The sequence below is a fragment of the Paenibacillus zeirhizosphaerae genome, from assembly GCF_030705605.1.
GTDB classification, from domain to species: Bacteria; Bacillota; Bacilli; order Paenibacillales; family Paenibacillaceae; genus Paenibacillus; species Paenibacillus zeirhizosphaerae.
In genome coordinates this window covers 54036-70868 of the sequence record NZ_JAPCKK010000001.1, presented here as the reverse complement: position 1 = coordinate 70868, position 16833 = coordinate 54036, and the positions used below count along the sequence as shown (strand labels likewise).

The 16833-nt window shown below is 51.9% G+C and carries 13 protein-coding genes; 5 read left to right on the top strand and 8 right to left on the bottom strand.

The window, feature by feature from the left end; genetic code table 11:
* Positions 1 to 161: 161 nt before the first annotated feature.
* Genes OIN60_RS00370 through OIN60_RS00360 form a run of 3 tightly spaced genes read right to left on the bottom strand, consistent with a single transcriptional unit; the run spans position 162 to position 3948 of the window.
* Positions 162 to 1763 carry a UDP-glucose--hexose-1-phosphate uridylyltransferase gene (locus OIN60_RS00370; protein WP_305752883.1) on the bottom strand — a complete coding sequence of 534 codons (1602 nt, stop codon included), beginning with the start codon at positions 1761 to 1763 and terminating at the stop codon, positions 162 to 164.
* A gap of 14 nt (positions 1764 to 1777) precedes the next feature.
* Positions 1778 to 2767, bottom strand: a complete 990-nt coding sequence (gene galE / locus OIN60_RS00365; protein WP_305752882.1) for a UDP-glucose 4-epimerase GalE — start codon at positions 2765 to 2767, stop codon at positions 1778 to 1780.
* Between the two features lie 2 nt (positions 2768 to 2769).
* Positions 2770 to 3948 carry a galactokinase gene (locus OIN60_RS00360; RefSeq protein WP_305752881.1) on the bottom strand — a complete coding sequence of 393 codons (1179 nt, stop codon included), beginning with the start codon at positions 3946 to 3948 and terminating at the stop codon, positions 2770 to 2772.
* 242 nt (positions 3949 to 4190) lie between these two features.
* Between OIN60_RS00360 and OIN60_RS00355 the strand changes: the two genes are divergently transcribed.
* Complete coding sequence (locus OIN60_RS00355) at positions 4191 to 5045, top strand: AraC family transcriptional regulator (RefSeq protein WP_305752880.1); 855 nt, start codon at positions 4191 to 4193, stop codon at positions 5043 to 5045.
* A 79-nt stretch (positions 5046 to 5124) separates the two neighbouring features.
* Here the strand turns inward: OIN60_RS00355 and mgrA are convergent, their stop codons facing one another.
* The 3 genes from mgrA to OIN60_RS00340 all read right to left on the bottom strand — a co-directional run bounded on the left by mgrA (position 5125) and on the right by OIN60_RS00340 (position 7806).
* Positions 5125 to 6141: an L-glyceraldehyde 3-phosphate reductase gene (gene mgrA / locus OIN60_RS00350; protein WP_305753170.1), complete on the bottom strand. Its 1017-nt coding sequence runs from the start codon at positions 6139 to 6141 to the stop codon at positions 5125 to 5127.
* A gap of 118 nt (positions 6142 to 6259) precedes the next feature.
* Positions 6260 to 7006, bottom strand: coding sequence for an NAD-dependent protein deacylase (locus OIN60_RS00345; RefSeq protein WP_305752879.1), 747 nt, complete (start codon positions 7004 to 7006; stop codon positions 6260 to 6262).
* Positions 7003 to 7806 carry an HAD family hydrolase gene (locus tag OIN60_RS00340; protein WP_305752878.1) on the bottom strand — a complete coding sequence of 268 codons (804 nt, stop codon included), beginning with the start codon at positions 7804 to 7806 and terminating at the stop codon, positions 7003 to 7005. The genes OIN60_RS00345 and OIN60_RS00340 overlap by 4 nt, the downstream gene beginning before the upstream one ends.
* Before the next feature lie 209 nt (positions 7807 to 8015).
* Here OIN60_RS00340 and OIN60_RS00335 point away from each other — a divergent pair, with 209 nt between their 5' ends.
* The 3 genes from OIN60_RS00335 (at position 8016) to OIN60_RS00325 (ending at position 12175) form a co-directional block, all read left to right on the top strand.
* Complete coding sequence (locus OIN60_RS00335) at positions 8016 to 9089, top strand: acyltransferase family protein (RefSeq protein ID WP_305752877.1); 1074 nt, start codon at positions 8016 to 8018, stop codon at positions 9087 to 9089.
* 206 nt (positions 9090 to 9295) lie between these two features.
* Positions 9296 to 10987, top strand: coding sequence for a dihydroxy-acid dehydratase (gene ilvD / locus OIN60_RS00330; RefSeq protein WP_305752876.1), 1692 nt, complete (start codon positions 9296 to 9298; stop codon positions 10985 to 10987).
* A 240-nt stretch (positions 10988 to 11227) separates the two neighbouring features.
* The gene (locus OIN60_RS00325; protein WP_305752875.1) at positions 11228 to 12175 is read left to right on the top strand and encodes an alpha/beta hydrolase; all 948 of its coding nucleotides are present in this window, start codon (positions 11228 to 11230) and stop codon (positions 12173 to 12175) included.
* Positions 12176 to 12246: 71 nt separating this feature from the next.
* Here OIN60_RS00325 and OIN60_RS00320 read toward each other — a convergent pair whose 3' ends face one another.
* A complete protein-coding gene (locus tag OIN60_RS00320; RefSeq protein ID WP_305753169.1) occupies positions 12247 to 13659 on the bottom strand; it encodes a polysaccharide deacetylase family protein in 1413 nt (470 codons plus the stop codon).
* 165 nt (positions 13660 to 13824) lie between these two features.
* Here OIN60_RS00320 and ytvI point away from each other — a divergent pair, with 165 nt between their 5' ends.
* Entirely contained in the window at positions 13825 to 14985 is a 1161-nt protein-coding gene (gene ytvI / locus OIN60_RS00315) for a sporulation integral membrane protein YtvI (protein ID WP_305752874.1), read from the top strand.
* Here the strand turns inward: ytvI and OIN60_RS00310 are convergent.
* The gene (locus tag OIN60_RS00310) at positions 14934 to 16703 is read right to left on the bottom strand and encodes a peptidoglycan D,D-transpeptidase FtsI family protein (RefSeq protein WP_370872328.1); all 1770 of its coding nucleotides are present in this window, start codon (positions 16701 to 16703) and stop codon (positions 14934 to 14936) included. The genes ytvI and OIN60_RS00310 overlap by 52 nt on opposite strands.
* Positions 16704 to 16833: the final 130 nt, after the last annotated feature.

The window sequence follows — 16833 nt, the reverse complement described above, 5'->3', positions numbered from 1 at the left end:
TAATATTATATTCCGATCGGAAAGGATAAACAAATTACGCTCTTAGATTGCTGTCAATTTAAGAGCGCAAAAGTTAAAGGTATCAGCAAAAGAAGGCCGCATTGGGCATGGGAACAGCTCCATACCAAATGCGGCTTTTCTGGTTACTATGCTTTTTAATGTCAGACCGGAAGATAACCGAGGCTGGAGAGGAAACGGTGAAACGCCTGCTGCCCTTCGTCGTCTCTTTTGAATACACCGGCGTGCTCCAGAATTGTGCTGAATTTCTGTCCGACCTCGTTCTGCAGCAAGCTCACAGCAGCTTCCTTGTCCATACCAGCCCCATATTTCCCGACTAGTTCATCGATCCAGCCGGCATGCTTGTGCAGAGAATGTTCAACCTGTGCCGCTGCATCCGCAAGGGCCGCATCTCCAGACAGGATATCCGCGATTGCGTCCAATTCTTCCTTCAGGCGTCCTGGAAGAATCGCAAGGCCCATAACCTCGATCAGACCGATATTTTCTTTCTTCAGATGATGCATCTCCCGATGTGGGTGAAAAATCCCTTCCGGATGCTGCTCATCGGTACGATTATTGCGCAGCACCAGATCCATTTCATAACGTCCGTCCACCCCCCGGCGTACAATCGGGGTCACCGTATTATGCCGCACCTTTTCCCCATCCGCTTCGGTGAAGGACAGCACGCCTACAGACGGATCGCTGTACTGCTTCCAGGCTTCATACAAAGCATCCCCAGCTTCCAGTAATTGCTCCGCATCAGCAGAGGTGAAGCGCACTACCGACATTGGCCACTTCACGACAGCCGCCTGCACAGTTGGGTAGGAAGGATGTGTGAACACCTGCTCTTTGTCCGCTCTTTGAATCGCAAACGTGTGCCGTCCGCCCTGAAAATGGTCATGGGTAAGTATCGACCCTCCCACAATCGGCAGATCCGCATTCGAGCCGATAAAATAATGCGGATAGGAATCGGTGAACGACAACAGTCGCCGGAGCGTCTCACGCGTTAATTTCATAGGCACATGATCATGATGGAATATGATGCAGTGCTCGTTATAGTACACATACGGCGAGTATTGGAAAAACCAAGGCTCTCCGTTCATTTCCAGCGGAATAGTACGCAGGTTTTGCCGCGCCGGATGGTTCAGGCGACCCGCATAACCGACATTCTCCCTGCACAATTGGCACTTAGGATACACAGGAGGCGGCAGCAGCTTCGCCATAGCGATTTCCTCAGGACTCTTCTCCGGCTTGGACAGATTAATCGTAATTTCCATGTCCCCATAAGGAGTAGACTGCTTCCAGTATACATTTTTGTTCACACGATCCATCCGAATGTAGTTGGAGTCAATCGACAGGCGGTAGAACCAGTCCGTCGCCGCTTCAATCCCCTCTTCTGCCGCCTTTTCCCGGAATGTCCGCACCACTTCTGACGGTCTGGCCATCAGCAAGCCCATAATTTTGGCATCCAGCAAATCCCGATACGTATCTGTGTTCTCAGGAATCAGTCCGATCTCATAGCCGTAATCAATCAACACATCCAGCGCCGGCTGCGGACTGTCCAGCACCGCATTGTCCGTCTCCATGGCATAGGGCTCGTCAAAGCCGAAACGCTCAAGCAGCAGGTTACGACCGTAATCGATATCAGCCTCCTCAATTAACCTGTGGGCTGCCGCAAAGACGGTCAAACGCTCAATGGCCTGAAGGGCCGCTTCACGCAAGTTGGATTGCTCTTCAGATACGGAATTCTTCAATCCGTCAGTCATGATATAGATCCTCCCTAGTTGTCACCATATCCGTTGGGACGGGACTGATGCCAGTTCCAGGCGCCACGGATAATGTCCTCAAGCTTCGTGCGGTTTGGAGTCCAGCCCAGCACGCTGCGGGCTTTGTCCGAGGAAGCCACCAGCACCGCCGGGTCACCGGCACGCCGTGCTTCCATAACGACCGGTATATCCAGCCCTGTTACTTGCTTGGCCGTATCAATAACCTGCTTGACCGAGAAGCCCTGGCCGATTCCGAGGTTGAAAACATCACTATTATTACCCTTACGCAGGTAATCTACCGCAAGCAAATGGGCGTCTGCCAGGTCGCTGACATGAATATAGTCGCGTATGCAGGTACCATCAGGAGTGTCATAGTCTTCTCCGAACACCGAGATATGAGCACGCTGCTTCAGGGCTGCCTGGAGCACAAGCGGAATCAAGTGACTCTCCGGGCGGTGATCCTCGCCGATTTTGCCGCTCTCATGCGCTCCGGCTGCATTGAAGTAACGAAGGGATACGTACCTGATGCCCAGCACTTTATCAAACCAGGCCATCATGCGCTCCATCATCAGCTTGGTTTCACCATATACATTGGTAGGCTCCGTACGGTCTCCTTCTTCGATTGGCACCTTCTCTGGCTCGCCATAGGTCGCCGCTGTGGAAGAGAATACGATTTTGGAAACATTCGCCTCTTTCATCGCCTCAAGCAGGCACAGCGTGCCGAATACATTGTTGTCGTAATACTTGCCAGGGTTCTGCATGCTTTCTCCGACGAGTGAATTTGCAGCAAAGTGAATGACTGCATCGATCTCATTTTCGCGGAATACTTTGGCAAGCAGCTCCTTGTCACGCAGGTCGCCTTCATACAGCTTACCGCCCAGCAGCGCACCACGATGGCCTGTCTGCAGGTTGTCTACAACTACAACATCTTCGCCTCTGTCCAGCAAAGCCGCTACTGTGTGGGAACCGATATAGCCGGCTCCTCCCGTTACCAAAATCGCCATTGTTACATGTCCCCTTTCCGTTCTTTAACTCCGTCGCCTACTCCACAAACGTAAAAGCTGGCTTCAAGTTCAGTACGTGTCCGGTAGGCCTCGCCGACCCGCTTCACGAACTCTTCCACATCTCCTTCATGCACCAGGGAGACCGTACAGCCGCCAAAACCCGCGCCCGTCATACGTGAACCGAGCGTTCCAGGAATGCGCCGCGCTTCTTCAACCATCACATCCAGTTCCTTGCAGCTCACCTCATAGAGGTCCCGCAAAGAATCATGGGACGCGTTCATCAACTGTCCGAATGTGACCAGATCGTTGTCGGCCAACGCTTCAACCGAGGCAAGCACACGGGCATTTTCTTCAACGACATGCCGAGCCCGTCTTCTGACCGTTTCGTCCCCGATCAGATCCTCCAGCGTCTGGAACTGTTCCACACTAAGCTGTGCCAGATAATTCAGCGACGGATGTTCTTTGCGCAAAATATCCAGCGCCTCCACACATTGAGTCCGGCGTTCGTTATAAGCGGAATCCACCAGACCGCGCCGTTTGTTCGTATTGCCAATAATCAATTTATAACTGCCTGTCTTAAACGGTACTCTCTTATATTCCAGTGTGTCGCACATCAACAGGATCGCATGATCCTTCGCGCCATTGGCCACGGCAAACTGGTCCATGATGCCGCAATTCACACCGACATAACGGTTCTCGGCCCGCTGCGAGAGCAGAGCAATCTCAACCGTGTCCGTTGCCTGTCCCTCCAGGGAAAGCAGCGTATAAGCCGTAACCACTTCAATCGAGGCTGAAGAAGACAGTCCCGCACCGTTCGGGATCTCCCCGTGGAACAGCATGTCATACCCGTTGGACAGCTCAATGCCCTTTTCTATCAGTTCAACGATTACCCCGACTGGGTAGTCAACCCATTCGCCCGTTTTCTGTTTGCCAGCATCCTTGACGGATATCACCGACTCATATTCAAAATTGGTGGAGGCAAAATGAAGCTCGTCATCCTCTCTTGCCCGAATCACCAGCGTCGTTCCGAATTCCAGCGCGGCAGGCAGCACATATCCACCATTATAGTCGATATGCTCTCCAATCAGGTTAACCCTTCCCGGTGCCTGAAACAGGCGCACGGGATGGGACCCGTCCCCGTATTTTTGTTTAAATTGTTCCGTCAGCTCATGTGTGTTCACGTATTATCCACCCCACTGCAATAGTCAGATCGTGCATCATGCGCGGCTTCGGCATAACCCGGATACCGCCCGTGGTACATTAGCATTTGATGATTCTGCTTTATGTAGCCAGTATAAATGAAAAACGTTTCCGATGTAATGCAGTCATGTGTTATTCATATGGATAAATGTGACCTTGGACGGTACAATGGAGATGAACGCAACCTAAGTCCCACACCTGTCCTTGGAAAGGAGAAGACGTTATGGATCAACCGGCCCATACTTATTCCGTAGCCTCTAATCCGGTCTATTACGAGAACAGTTCACTTCATGTGCTGTTCGCCGGAGAGAGCCAAACAAAGCCGGGTCATGCGCTTGGCCCCAAGCTGTATGATTATTATCTGCTCCATTACGTGGAATCCGGTTACGGACAGTTCCGGACCGAGCAGCGGACATATCATTTAAGCACAGGAGACTGCTTTCTGATCCACCCAGGCCAATTGGTCAGCTATGTATCTGACACGAATGATCCATGGCGGTACAGATGGTCTGCCTTCACTGGCAGCGAGGCAGAGAATCTTGTTGACGAAGCCGGATTTGTAACGGATGTACCGATATTCAAGGCTTTCGGGAACAGCCGGATAGCGCATTGGATCCATGCCATGCAACAGGCTTTTTACAGCAGGAAAACGAGCTCCCATCCAGCCTCCATCGGCTATCTATACCTGATCCTCGCCGAGGCGGGAGAGCACCTGACGGAAGCGGCCAAGCTGCCCGGGCCAGACTCGCAAGTCAGGATCACGGTCAAACAGATGATCCAGTATATGTCCACACAGTATGCCCACCCGGTTTCCATCGAACAGATGGCCGTCGGCCTCGGCTATAACCGGGCCTACTTGTCCCGCATTTTCAAGAAGGAAACCGGCCTGTCGCCGGTGACCTATCTGCTTAAGCTGCGAATCGATAAGTCGCGGCAGCTTTTGCGTGAACGACCGGAGCTGTCCATCGAGCAGGTTGCCGCCTCCGTGGGTCTGCCGGACGCCCTTTATTTCTCCCGCCAGTTCCGCCGCTTCTACGGGCAATCCCCTAGGGAGTACCGGATAACGGTCGGTAAGTGAAGGGCGAATATGGCAGCAGCCCGCTCTCATAAGCGGGCTGCTTTTCGAACGGCTTCCGGTACCGTCCTTGTTATACAGTTTATTTACTGCCTTCCTGCCCCCCTGCGGGCTGGAGGATGGAATCAATTCTCTCCAATTCGTCACGGGAGAATTCCAGGTTCGAAAGAGTCGCAACATTCTCTTCAATCTGCGATACCCGGCTTGCGCCGATCAGGGCCGAGGTGACGCGTCCGCCCCGCAGCACCCAGGCCAGCGCGAACTGGGCCAGGCTCTGTCCGCGTGCAGCCGCCATCTGATTCAAGGCGCGCACCTTCCGGATCGCTTCCGGCGTAATATGTTCTTCATTTAAAAATACCGATGTGCCAGCCGCGCGGGAATCCTCCGGCACTCCGTTCAAGTATTTGTTCGTCAGCATGCCCTGCGCAAGCGGGCAAAAGGCGATGCTTCCCATTCCGTTCTCATCCAACACATCCTGCAGCCCAGGTTCAATCCAGCGGTCCAGCAGCGAATACTTCGGCTGATGGATCAGCAAGGGCGTGCCCAAGTCCTTCAGAATACGGGCCGCTTCGGCGGTCTGTTCGGCATTGTAATTCGACACGCCTACATACAGCGCCTTGCCTGACCGAACGATCTGGTCGAGCGCCATCATCGTCTCCTCCAGCGGGGTCTCTGGATCGAAACGGTGGGAATAGAAAATATCCACGTACTCCAGCCCCATCCTCTTCAGGCTCTGATCCAGGCTGGAGATCAAATATTTGCGCGAGCCCCACTCGCCGTAAGGACCAGGCCACATATAATAACCAGCCTTCGTGGAGATGACGAGCTCATCACGGTAAGGCTTCAAATCGCTGGAGAGTACCTGGCCGAAGAATTGCTCCGCAGACCCAGCCGGAGGCCCGTAGTTATTCGCCAGATCAAAGTGGGTAATGCCCAAGTCAAACGCCCGGGTAATCATGCTGCGGCCGTTCTCAGCGCTATTGATCCCGCCGAAGTTATGCCATAATCCCAGCGAAATGGCCGGCAGCTTCAGCCCGGATTTTCCGGTACGGTTGTATTTCATGCCTTCATAGCGTTCATCGCTAGCCAAGTAAACCATACCCATCCCCTGCCTCTCTGACCGAAATTGGTAACTGATAAATGCTTCTAAGGATCATCATAGCTCTTTTAGCCTGCCTTTGACAAGAAACCGATTACAGCCACTATCCAGCCCAAAATCAGCCTAGGGACAACATCATCCCAACCCGCTCCATCACCTCTCCAATTGGCTCGGTGATCAGCAGATTCGCCCTTGAATCATAAGGGGTTGGATCCGCATTCAGAAGCACGGTCCTCGCTCCCTGAAAATACGTGATCAGTGACGCCGCCGGATGAACGGTTAGAGAGGTTCCTCCGATCATCAACAGGTCCGCCTGCGAGATCGCTTCAATGGAACGATAAAGCGTTTCCTGATTCAGCGACTCCTCGTACAAAACCACATCCGGCTTGATGATGCCGTCATCATCCTTACAGCGCGGAACCGTGTCCTCCGCCGCCATCATTTGTTCCAGACTATAAAAGCGCGAGCATTTCATACAGTAATTCCGGTGCACCGAACCGTGAAGCTCCAGCACCCGGCTGCTGCCTGCTTTCTGATGAAGGCCGTCAATGTTCTGCGTAACGACCGCCTTCAGTCTGCCACTCGTTTCAAGTTCGGCCAGCAGCCTATGACAGCCATTCGGTTCAGCGGCAGGATGCAGCATTTTGCTGCGGTAAAAATCGAAAAAAACGTCTGCATGCTCCATAAAGAACGTTCTGCTCAGCATCACTTCCGGTGGGTAAGGCAGCTCTTCCTCCTGCCGGTACAGACCCGCCGCAGACCTGAAATCAGGGATGCCACTTTCCGTCGACGTTCCCGCCCCTCCGAAAAATACAATATTGCGGCTTTCGCCGATCCATTCTGCCAGCCTTTCTTCCGGCTTCATCGTTTATCCGCCTCCATCACGTTGAACTCGTTAAGGTCTCTTACCTTTAGATGCTCATAGCTGTGGAAAATAAGATCCGCATCTGCCAGATGCTCCGTCAGCTTCGAGTCGGGAGCAAAGCCGAGCTTCAGCCTCACACCCGCCTGCTTTCCCATCAGCATATCCCCACTGCTGTCCCCAATGACCACCGTTTCGGCAGGGGCTACGCCCATTTCCGCACAGGCTTTCATTACCATTTCCGGTGAAGGCTTCCCTTCTCTGACGTCATCATAACCGATAACCGAGTCAAAATAGTGACGGAATCCGAGCCAGCGCAAATGCTCCTCCGCTTCCCTCCTGGAGTCCGAAGTCACGACCCCGAGCTTCAGTCCTGCGGCCCGGCATTGTTCAAGAAATACAGACAGGCCCGGAAAAGCCTGAGCGGGGCGGCTACTTCGAAGATCGGCCATAGCCGTTTGGCTGAAATGCCTGACCTGCATCACCGCCTCATCCCAGGGCACTCCTGCGGCGTAGAGCTGCCAGGCCAGCAGGCCGATCGTTTCATCAATCGTGCCCATCGCCAGCGGTCCGCGCACATCATAGCCGATAACATGCCCTTCCCGGTCAAGCGTGGTGCCCAGGACACGTTCCTTGCCACCGATGAATTCGGCACCCATCACAGTCAAATGCTGCTCCAGCATACTCAGAACGGAACTTGACCAGCCTCCCCACATCTGCAGGAAATGGAGCAGAGTTCCGTCTTTATCAAACAAGATGGCTCCACATGGCTCCGCACGTGTCCCAATCTGCAATTCAGGCATGCTCTTCCTCCTTTTCGGTATTCCTATAATTAAGGGTATCACCCTGGCAAGAAGCCGGTCAAATTCAAACAAACGACACAAATCAGGGGAATGTGAGCGTTTACTATTGTGAATTTGATCACAATTCATATCGCCGGAATAGCGTATGTTTTAAATATAAGATTTTTAGAAAATACGGCAGAGGTACCGTCCGTATGGAGGGATAGAATATGAGCGGAGTGTCGGCGCAGAGCAAGGATTCATTTTTTCTAAATTTAAGGTTTTTACTGATCGTATGTGTGTTTATCGCTAACGCGCTTGAGCCTCTTATAGGGATCAACACTTGGGCTGATCGATGGTACACCTGGATCTTTATGTTTCATATGCCTCTATTCGTGTGGGTCACCGGTTATTTCGCACGTCTGAGCCTGAAAGGGGAAGCTGGCGGGAGAGTGCTGCTGCAGATCATGGCACAATACATTATTTTTCAGAGTCTCTACTCCCTGCTGGATAAAGCTTTCTTCCATGTGCAGGGTCTTCATCATTCCTTTTTTGCTCCCTATCTGCTGTTGTGGTTCCTTGCCAGTCATTTCTGCTGGAGGCTGCTCCTGCTGGCCATGCGGCGGCTGCCACCAGCTGTACAGTTGACTGCCTCTATTACGCTGGGGGGACTTGCCGGATACCTCCCTTTTGAGGGGACGTGGTTGAGCATATCCAGAACTTTTATATTTCTTCCTTTTTTTATACTTGGTTATCATATGACCTATGAAAAAATATCCTTGCTCCTAACCCCCCGCATCAGATCCGCAGCCATCGCGATGTCCCTGCTGCTGTTTGCAGGAGCAGTCTGGGTATCGGCACATCTGCAGACAGGCTGGTTGTACGGAAGCATGACCTATACCGAGCTGGGACATGGGGAATGGTATGCGGGCTTCTACCGGATCGGCATCTATATGCTGCAGCTTACGGCCTCGGCCGCCTTTCTCGGCCTCGTCCCCTTGACGTCAGGGTGGCTGTCCCGGATGGGAAGCCGGACGCTGTATGTTTTTCTGCTGCACGGATTCATCATTCGTGGGGCTGCCGCATCGGGAATATACACCTATGTTCATACAACCTATGGCATCGCGTTCATTATGATCACCGCCTGCCTGCTGACTGTTCTACTTTCACTGCCCGGGATCAAACGAGCAGCACATCTGTTTATAGAACCCAATGTGGATTGGCTCCTCATGCTGTTCAACAGACTTGCCGAATTTTGTCCCAAAAGCTGGCGCACGGCAAGCCGCATCGAAACGAAGTCCTGAAAGGATGCGCGCAACAAAAATATACCTAGAGAGCCTGTCCCGCAGCAGCGGCGGCGGGCTTCTTTTTTTCGGAAAGGCCTCTCACCTTCTGTAATATATATAGAAAAAAAGCCACAGTTATGATAGACTTTCTAGAAACCATTCACCGCTTTCAAGCGTTGCTTTGCAGCGCTAAACCAATATAGGATTTTGGGAGGACAGACTTCATGACAGCTAACAAGAAGAAGATGCGATCAGATATGATCAAAAAAGGCTTTGACCGTGCGCCACACCGCAGCCTTCTGCGAGCAGCAGGCGTAAAGGAAGAGGATTTTGACAAACCGTTCATTGCCGTGTGCAACTCCTACATTGATATTGTTCCCGGGCATGTGCACTTGCAGGAATTTGGCAAAATTGTTAAAGAGGCGATTCGTGAAGCAGGCGGTGTACCTTTCGAATTCAATACCATCGGTGTGGACGACGGAATTGCGATGGGACATATCGGTATGCGGTATTCCCTGCCAAGCCGTGAAATTATCGCTGACTCTCTCGAAACTGTTGTATCTGCACACTGGTTCGATGGCATGGTCTGCATTCCCAACTGTGACAAAATCACGCCCGGCATGATGATGGGTGCGCTGCGCGTGAACATTCCAACGATCTTCGTCAGCGGCGGTCCGATGCAAGCCGGTAAAGACAAGAACGGCCGTTCCATCTCCCTGACTTCCGTGTTTGAAGGCGTAGGAGCTTATCAGGCCGGCAAGATTGATGATCAAAGCCTGTTGGAGCTTGAACAGTACGGATGTCCAACCTGTGGCTCCTGCTCAGGCATGTTCACGGCTAACTCCATGAACTGTCTCGCTGAAGCGTTAGGTCTGGCGCTTCCAGGCAACGGAACGATCCTGGCCGTGGCTCCGGAACGCAGAGAATTTGTCAAGCAGTCTGCAAAACAATTGATGGAACTGATCAAAATGGACCTGAAGCCGCGTGACATCGTGACCAAAGAAGCGATCGACAACGCCTTCGCGCTTGATATGGCCATGGGCGGCTCCACAAATACGGTACTGCATACCCTTGCACTGGCCAATGAAGCCGAGGTTGACTATCCGATCGAACGCATCAATGAGGTAGCCAACCGTGTACCACATCTTTCCAAGTTGGCTCCCGCTTCCGATTATCATATCGAGGATGTTCATAATGCCGGTGGCGTGAGCGCTGTGCTGAACGAGTTGTTGAAAAAGCCGGGTGCCCTTCATGCGGATTGCATTACTGTTACCGGCAAAACACTGCGCGAGAATGTGCAGGATCAGCCGATTCTGGACGAGAATGTTATCCATCGTCTTGATAACCCTTATTCCGAGCGCGGCGGGCTTGCCGTTCTATTCGGCAATCTTGCTCCGGAAGGCTCCATTATCAAGGTTGGTGCCGTGGATGCGTCCGTCGGCGGCTACCACAGAGGCCCTGCCATCTGCTTTGATTCTCAGGAAGATGCGCTAGCTGGCATCGCCAACGGTAAAGTCAAGGAAGGACATGTCGTCGTTATCCGTTATGAAGGACCCAAGGGGGGACCGGGTATGCCGGAAATGCTCGCTCCAACTTCCCAAATTGTTGGCATGGGTCTTGGCGCCAAGGTCGGCCTGATTACGGACGGACGCTTCTCCGGCGCTTCCCGAGGTATCTCCATTGGCCATATTTCTCCAGAGGCGGCTGAAGGCGGACCGATCGCTTTTGTTGAAGACGGTGATTTCATTGAATTGGACCTCAACAACCGCACCATTCAACTGGAAATCAGCGAAGAGGAATTTGCCAGCCGTCGCGCCAACTGGAAGGGCTTCGAGCCGAAGGTAAAAACAGGTTACCTGGCCAGATACTCCAAGCTTGTCACGAATGCAAGCAACGGCGGTATCATGAAAATCTAATCATGCTTAACCGCAGAAGTCCTACTCAGTTTTTTAAGAAACTGAGGGATTCTTGGTCTAGATTTCACAGAGAAACACAAAAAATCAGCCTGTCGTTGGACTGGCTGATTTTTTGTGTTTCTTATATTGAACCATCGTATTCATTTTCTCAGAATTGACATCCATCATAGACGATGATAGTTTAACTGTGATACCTAGCCACTATCAAAGTGTAGAGGCATGATTTGAGGAGGCAGTTGGATGAATTTTGACAACAAAGTAGCACCAGAATTAAGACCGATCTTATCGATGATTCCGCCAATGAAGTTGCCTGATGACTTGGCCAGATTAAGACAATCTCGCTCAAAATCTCCTTCTCAAAAATCTGACGACGTTCTCACCACTTCTCGTCTTATTTCCGGGGCAGATGGAAGGGAAATCCCAGTAAATATTTATGAACCGACCAAAAAAAACCAAGATCAACTGCCGGCCGTGCTTTGGATGCATGGCGGAGGGTTCGTTTTTGGTCTTTCTCCCGTGGATGATGGTTTATGCGAAACCCTCGTCAAAACAGCAGATTGTGTTGTCGTTTCCGTGGATTATCGTCTGGCACCGGAACATCCGTATCCGGCGGCAATTGAAGACTGCTACGAGGCTTTACTATGGATGTCAGAGGCCTCCGAAGAACTGAACATTGATTTGTCCCGCTTAGCTATAGCTGGCCAAAGTGCGGGTGGTGGATTGACGGCCGCCTTATCTTTGATGGCTCGTGATAAAGGCGGACCTGCGATCGCTTTTCAAATGCCCCTCTATCCCATGATTGATGATCGGCATACGACCCCATCAAGCTACGAAATTGCGGATGAAGTACCAGTGTGGAATCGCTCGCATAGTTTGGCCGCTTGGAATTTGTATTTAGGAGAGCATGCAACAGGAGATATTTCACCGTATGCCGCCCCTGCCCGGGCGCAGAATCTGGCTGGCCTGCCGCCCACCTATACTTGTGTAGGTCAATTGGACCCGTTTCGTGATGAAACCATCGAATATGTAACGAGACTGGCACAAGCTGGAGTAAATGTGGAATTTCATTTGTATCCTGGATGTTTCCACGGTTTTGATGTCATGGTTCCTACTGCTGAAGTGAGTGAGCGTGCCAGAAACGGATACATCAACGCTCTTGCCGAAGCTTTGAATCCTAAACAAGAGTAAGCTGGCATACACCAGCAACAGCCCTGCTCCTTTTCACGGAAGCAGGGCTGTTTTGGTTCATACATCTAATCTTACGCAATTGTGCTCGTAGAGCTGTTCACAGTCTGCGCTGAAGCGGTCCCCATCCCCATCTCTTCCGGATGCTCTGGGAGCGGATGATCGTTCAAAGTCATACCAGACCCTACAGAATCATTCTTCAGGAAACGGCCTGTTAATACAGATACCGGCATGACAATAAGCTTTGGTACGAGAACATCAGAACGACGCTTCAGTCGTTCTTGCCCAGACGGATGGATAACACTCAGCAGCAGCCGCAGATACAGCTTAGAAGATGAGGCAAAAAGGCCGCTTGGAAGATCACGGACCATAAAACCGAGCTTCTCCGCGCCGCGGTTGATCATGCTAACTCCGTAAACGGCTTTAACCTTTTCAAGCTGCGAATCAGCAGCCAATCTGGCCGCCAGATCCGGGAGTTGCTTCTCTACAGAACGGATCATTTGTATTGCTACATGCATCGGCGTCTTGGCTGTAGAGCCAATCTGGTACAGCCTTTCATTGTCGAAATGCAGCTCAAGCACGTCATCCCCCTTAACAAGTGAGACCCCATCCGCAAAATCTACAGGCTGGCCCTTATATTTGCGCCGTCTGAAATGCAGCATAGGCTCCTGAGGGTTGGCCGGCTCCAGTCGAAACAGCGTATGAAATGCGCGTTCGTACAGCAGCCAACTGCGAACAATGACTTTTTTGAACCAGCCTTCCGAATGAGTCGCATTCATTTCCACTGCACCTCCTGCCAACTCGTCTATCCTTACACTGCGCAGACCTCTGCGCCCCGCCTCGATCAACACACGCTCCAGCGCAACCAGCATATTTTGGGGAGCATCCGCATTGGCGCCGAGCGTCCTACCGCAGTCATGAAGCAGCATGATTTCTCCTCCACGCAGCTTTTGCAGCATTCTTCGGGTCAACCGATCTACCCCCGTTCTGACACGCCAATCCCCGAACATGGAAGACCACAGCACGATACGGCGTCCGTTCGATTTGGCGAAATCAAACAGATTCACAATTCCCCAAGGCGGGCGATAATAGGCCGCGCGGTCACCGGTGACTTCACGGATGATTTGCTCCGTGCATAAAATCTGCTTGCGAACGGTCGCCGGACGCATGAACCAGTTAGATTTATGCACATAATTATGAATACCGATCAAATGCCCTTCGTCATGGATTCTCCGCAAAATAGCCGGGTGCTTCTCGGCGTTCACACCCACGACAAAAAAAGTCGCTTTGGCGTCGAAACGCTGCAGCAAATCCAGTAATTGAGGGGTATACACGGGATCGGGCCCGTCGTCAAAGGTTAGAGCGAAGGCTTGCTCTTCTTTCTTTCCCCGACGGAATACCCGGAAGCCGAACAGGCGGCTGATGAGTCCAGGTATAAAAGCATAAAATGATGTGATGTAAAAAAGCCATAGCAGTACATTCTGCAGCACGTTGTATTCCCCACTTCTCTATTTTGACATAGCGTGCCGTTAGCCTGAAGAAAACTCACTAACTTTATTTTAACATAAAAGGTCAGGAAATTAGGCTGACTTTCTTTAAATGGTGTACAATATACAAAAATGATTCAGCCAAAAAAGGAGTCGTTGTATTCTATGCTGCCTTTGTATAAAAAGTATTGGCGCACAGCCTTCGATATTGCATTGATTGCGCTGACCGTCTATCTGATTTTGTTCATATCCAGCCAGTTATACCACATCGCAGCGCCGGTTTTTCTGTCTTTCGTGGTATTCCTGTGTATTGAACCGATGGCCCGCTATCTTCACAAAAAAGGAATGCGCAAGCCTTTTGCTTCCGCTATCTCTGTACTGCTGTTTCTCGTCATCCTGCTCGCATTATTTTTTGGGCTGGGGCTCATCATCGTTACACAGTTTGCACGGCTCGCTGACGATCTGCCCAATTACATGTCTATTACGCAGCAGGCATTTAAGGAACTGACTGCTTTTTTACAGGGGAAGATCGCCAGCTTGCCGCCGACGATTACGGATCGTATGAACGAGTATTTTGAAACTGTCACAAAGCTGCTCTCCACCTGGGGAACCAATGCGCTGCAGCGGATCATTGCATTTCTCGGCTCATTCTCTACGTTCATGGCCAATTTTGGAATTGCCATTATCTTGGCTTTCTTTCTCAGCATGGAGATTGACCTGTGGAAGGTCATCGCGCGCAAGAAGACACCACATACGCTTAAAACCGCTGTTAGCTTTTTCAGAAACCATGTTTTAAAAGCGATCGGGTCGTATATCAAAGCTCAGGCTATACTCGTGTCCATCACGTTTGTCATTGTTTTTGTGGGTCTTCTGATTCTGGGTGCCGGCAATGCCTTTACAATCGCGCTTGTCGCGGCTGTGTTTGATATTTTACCGCTGCTCGGGGTGCCTGTCATCTTCATCCCGTGGGCCGTTTATCTGTTCATCGTTGGCAATACCAGCCTAGCGATCGGGCTGCTGATACTGCTGGCTGTTGCGATGCTCGTTCGACAACTGGCCGAGCCGAAAATTTCGGGTAATTCTATTGGCGTCAGCTCGGCCTTTCTGATGCTGTCGTTTATGATCATCTCCCTTTCGATCTTCGGGGTAGCCGGTCTGATTCTCTCCCCGATCCTGCTCATATTGATCAAGGAGCTGTGGCAGCAAGGTTATCTGCAGCAATGGATTCGTTTTCCGAAAGAAGAGTTTGATGAGCCTCCGTTTCTGGCCAAGCTTCAGGAGGGAGATGCTCCACCTTCGGAAGAAGCCAGCAAATCCATGACTTGACCAAATAACGCCGTCGCCTGATTCGACGAATTTGCCGGAACATTCTGCACAAGGACAGCCACCGCATATCGCGGCTGCTCCACCGGACCATACCCAATAAACCACTGATTATTAACCGCCCTGCCGGCCTGTCCGGTCTGGGCGGTTCCTGATTTCCCAGCAAGCTTCCACTTGGCGGAGGCCAGTCCTTTGCCGGTTCCCTCCTGCACGACCTTCTCCATCCAGTACAAAATGGTGCGGGCAGTATGGGGGCTTATTCTCCCCTTGGAAGCAGGCAAGGCATGAGCAGGTAGCTCAAGCAGGGTGCCTCCGTCCGCATACTGGATGCGGCGTACCAGCCGCGGCGAGCGTACTTCGCCGTTATGGAGCAGAGAGACAATCAAGTTTGCCGCCTGTAGAGGCGTTACTTTCACATCCCTCTGCCCGATGGCTGTCTGTACACGTGCTCCAGTATCCTCCGCCTTGGTGCGGCTATCGAATATACGGCCAGCCTCTTCGCCATCAAACAAGCGAAGCTGCTTCATCCCAGCCAGATCCTTCCCTGCCCAGCCAACCTCCCGTCCCAAACCAAGAGCCTCCGCCATTTGAGCAAGCTGACTGGAAGTTAATCGCTCAGCCAGCTTGGCAAATACGGTGTTGCAGGATTCTGCAAAGCCTTGCTCTAGGTTCAGTCTGCCGTGACCTTCTTCTTTCCAGCAAGCAAGGCCATAGGCGCCATACTCACCACGACAATGAAAGGTTTCCCCTTTTCTCGCCGCCCCTGTCTCCAATGCGGCCGCGGCCGTGACAATTTTGAAAATGGAGCCGGGCACGGCTGCCTTTACAGCACGGTTGGACCAATCAGAGCCTTCCGGATTGACATGGTAGGGATCATAAAAAGGGCGTGATATCATGGCGAGCACATCCGCATTGCCAGCATCCAGCACAACCACAGCGCCTTCCTTCATCGGGCTGTGTGCAGTCAAATTCTCAATTTTGCGCTGCAGGGCAAGGTCGATGGTCGTCTGTACCTGCAGCGGATAATGGTGGTTGGAGGGTGTGCTAATGCGCAGTCCCGTGTCAGGAAGCGTATGACGCTCTGCATCCACCAAATGGGATATAAACGTCGCCCCTTCCCCCTTAAGCAACGGCTCAAGAGTTTTCTCCAGACCGGCAGCTCCACTGAGTGAATTCCCGGGACGTTCGTAAAGAAATCCAAGCCACTGCATGCCGTTTACCGATTTGTCATATCTTCTTCTGTATGGCACTACCTCTGCGGCCCCGGGAGCAAGCCGGGAAATATGAGCAGCTTCCTGATCGGTCAATTCAACAGGCGTGCCGTGGCTGTCTTTCCAGACTACAGGTGAACCGAGACTTTTCCAGCGGCGGAGCAGTTCAGAAGCATCGGTGTGAAGGACCCTGGCCAGCCGTCCTACCCTGTCATCCTGCTTCGCAGGCCCACCAGGAAACAGTACAGGAACCTGCACCCAGGCACCTGTGATGCTGTGCCCGCTTCTGTCCGTAAAATGTCCCCTGCCTGTATCGACCACAACCCCCTCCTGCCGCTGGACAACGGATTGCTCTCTAACGGTTCGGCTCCCGTTAGGCACAATGCTTCTCCCGGCGGCGATCTGAAGCCATCCTAAACGGATAATAAGGACAGCGATCAGGAAAGAAATCACGGTCGTTATCAATTGGATACGCTGGTGCCGTTCGATTCGGTTTGATTGATGATGCAACCTCGGTCTGCCTCCTCTGAGCTGATCTTGGCAATAGTATGTCCTCGCAAAGTTGACGGCAAACACCCGCGTTCTCTGAAGTGCAAATCATTGCTTAAAAACAGAAAGAGGAGCATTCCCGGTAGAAAAA

Excerpts from the sequence above, each read along its gene's own strand:
- OIN60_RS00370 (WP_305752883.1), bottom strand. The coding sequence starts at position 1,763 with ATGACTGACGGATTGAAGAATTCCGTATCTGAAGAGCAATCCAACTTG.
- galE (WP_305752882.1), bottom strand. The coding sequence starts at position 2,767 with ATGGCGATTTTGGTAACGGGAGGAGCCGGCTATATCGGTTCCCACACA.
- OIN60_RS00355 (WP_305752880.1), top strand. The coding sequence starts at position 4,191 with ATGGATCAACCGGCCCATACTTATTCCGTAGCCTCTAATCCGGTCTAT.
- mgrA (WP_305753170.1), bottom strand. The coding sequence starts at position 6,141 with ATGGTTTACTTGGCTAGCGATGAACGCTATGAAGGCATGAAATACAAC.
- OIN60_RS00345 (WP_305752879.1), bottom strand. The coding sequence starts at position 7,006 with ATGAAGCCGGAAGAAAGGCTGGCAGAATGGATCGGCGAAAGCCGCAAT.
- OIN60_RS00340 (WP_305752878.1), bottom strand. The coding sequence starts at position 7,806 with ATGCCTGAATTGCAGATTGGGACACGTGCGGAGCCATGTGGAGCCATC.
- OIN60_RS00335 (WP_305752877.1), top strand. The coding sequence starts at position 8,016 with ATGAGCGGAGTGTCGGCGCAGAGCAAGGATTCATTTTTTCTAAATTTA.
- ilvD (WP_305752876.1), top strand. The coding sequence starts at position 9,296 with ATGACAGCTAACAAGAAGAAGATGCGATCAGATATGATCAAAAAAGGC.
- OIN60_RS00325 (WP_305752875.1), top strand. The coding sequence starts at position 11,228 with ATGAATTTTGACAACAAAGTAGCACCAGAATTAAGACCGATCTTATCG.
- ytvI (WP_305752874.1), top strand. The coding sequence starts at position 13,825 with ATGCTGCCTTTGTATAAAAAGTATTGGCGCACAGCCTTCGATATTGCA.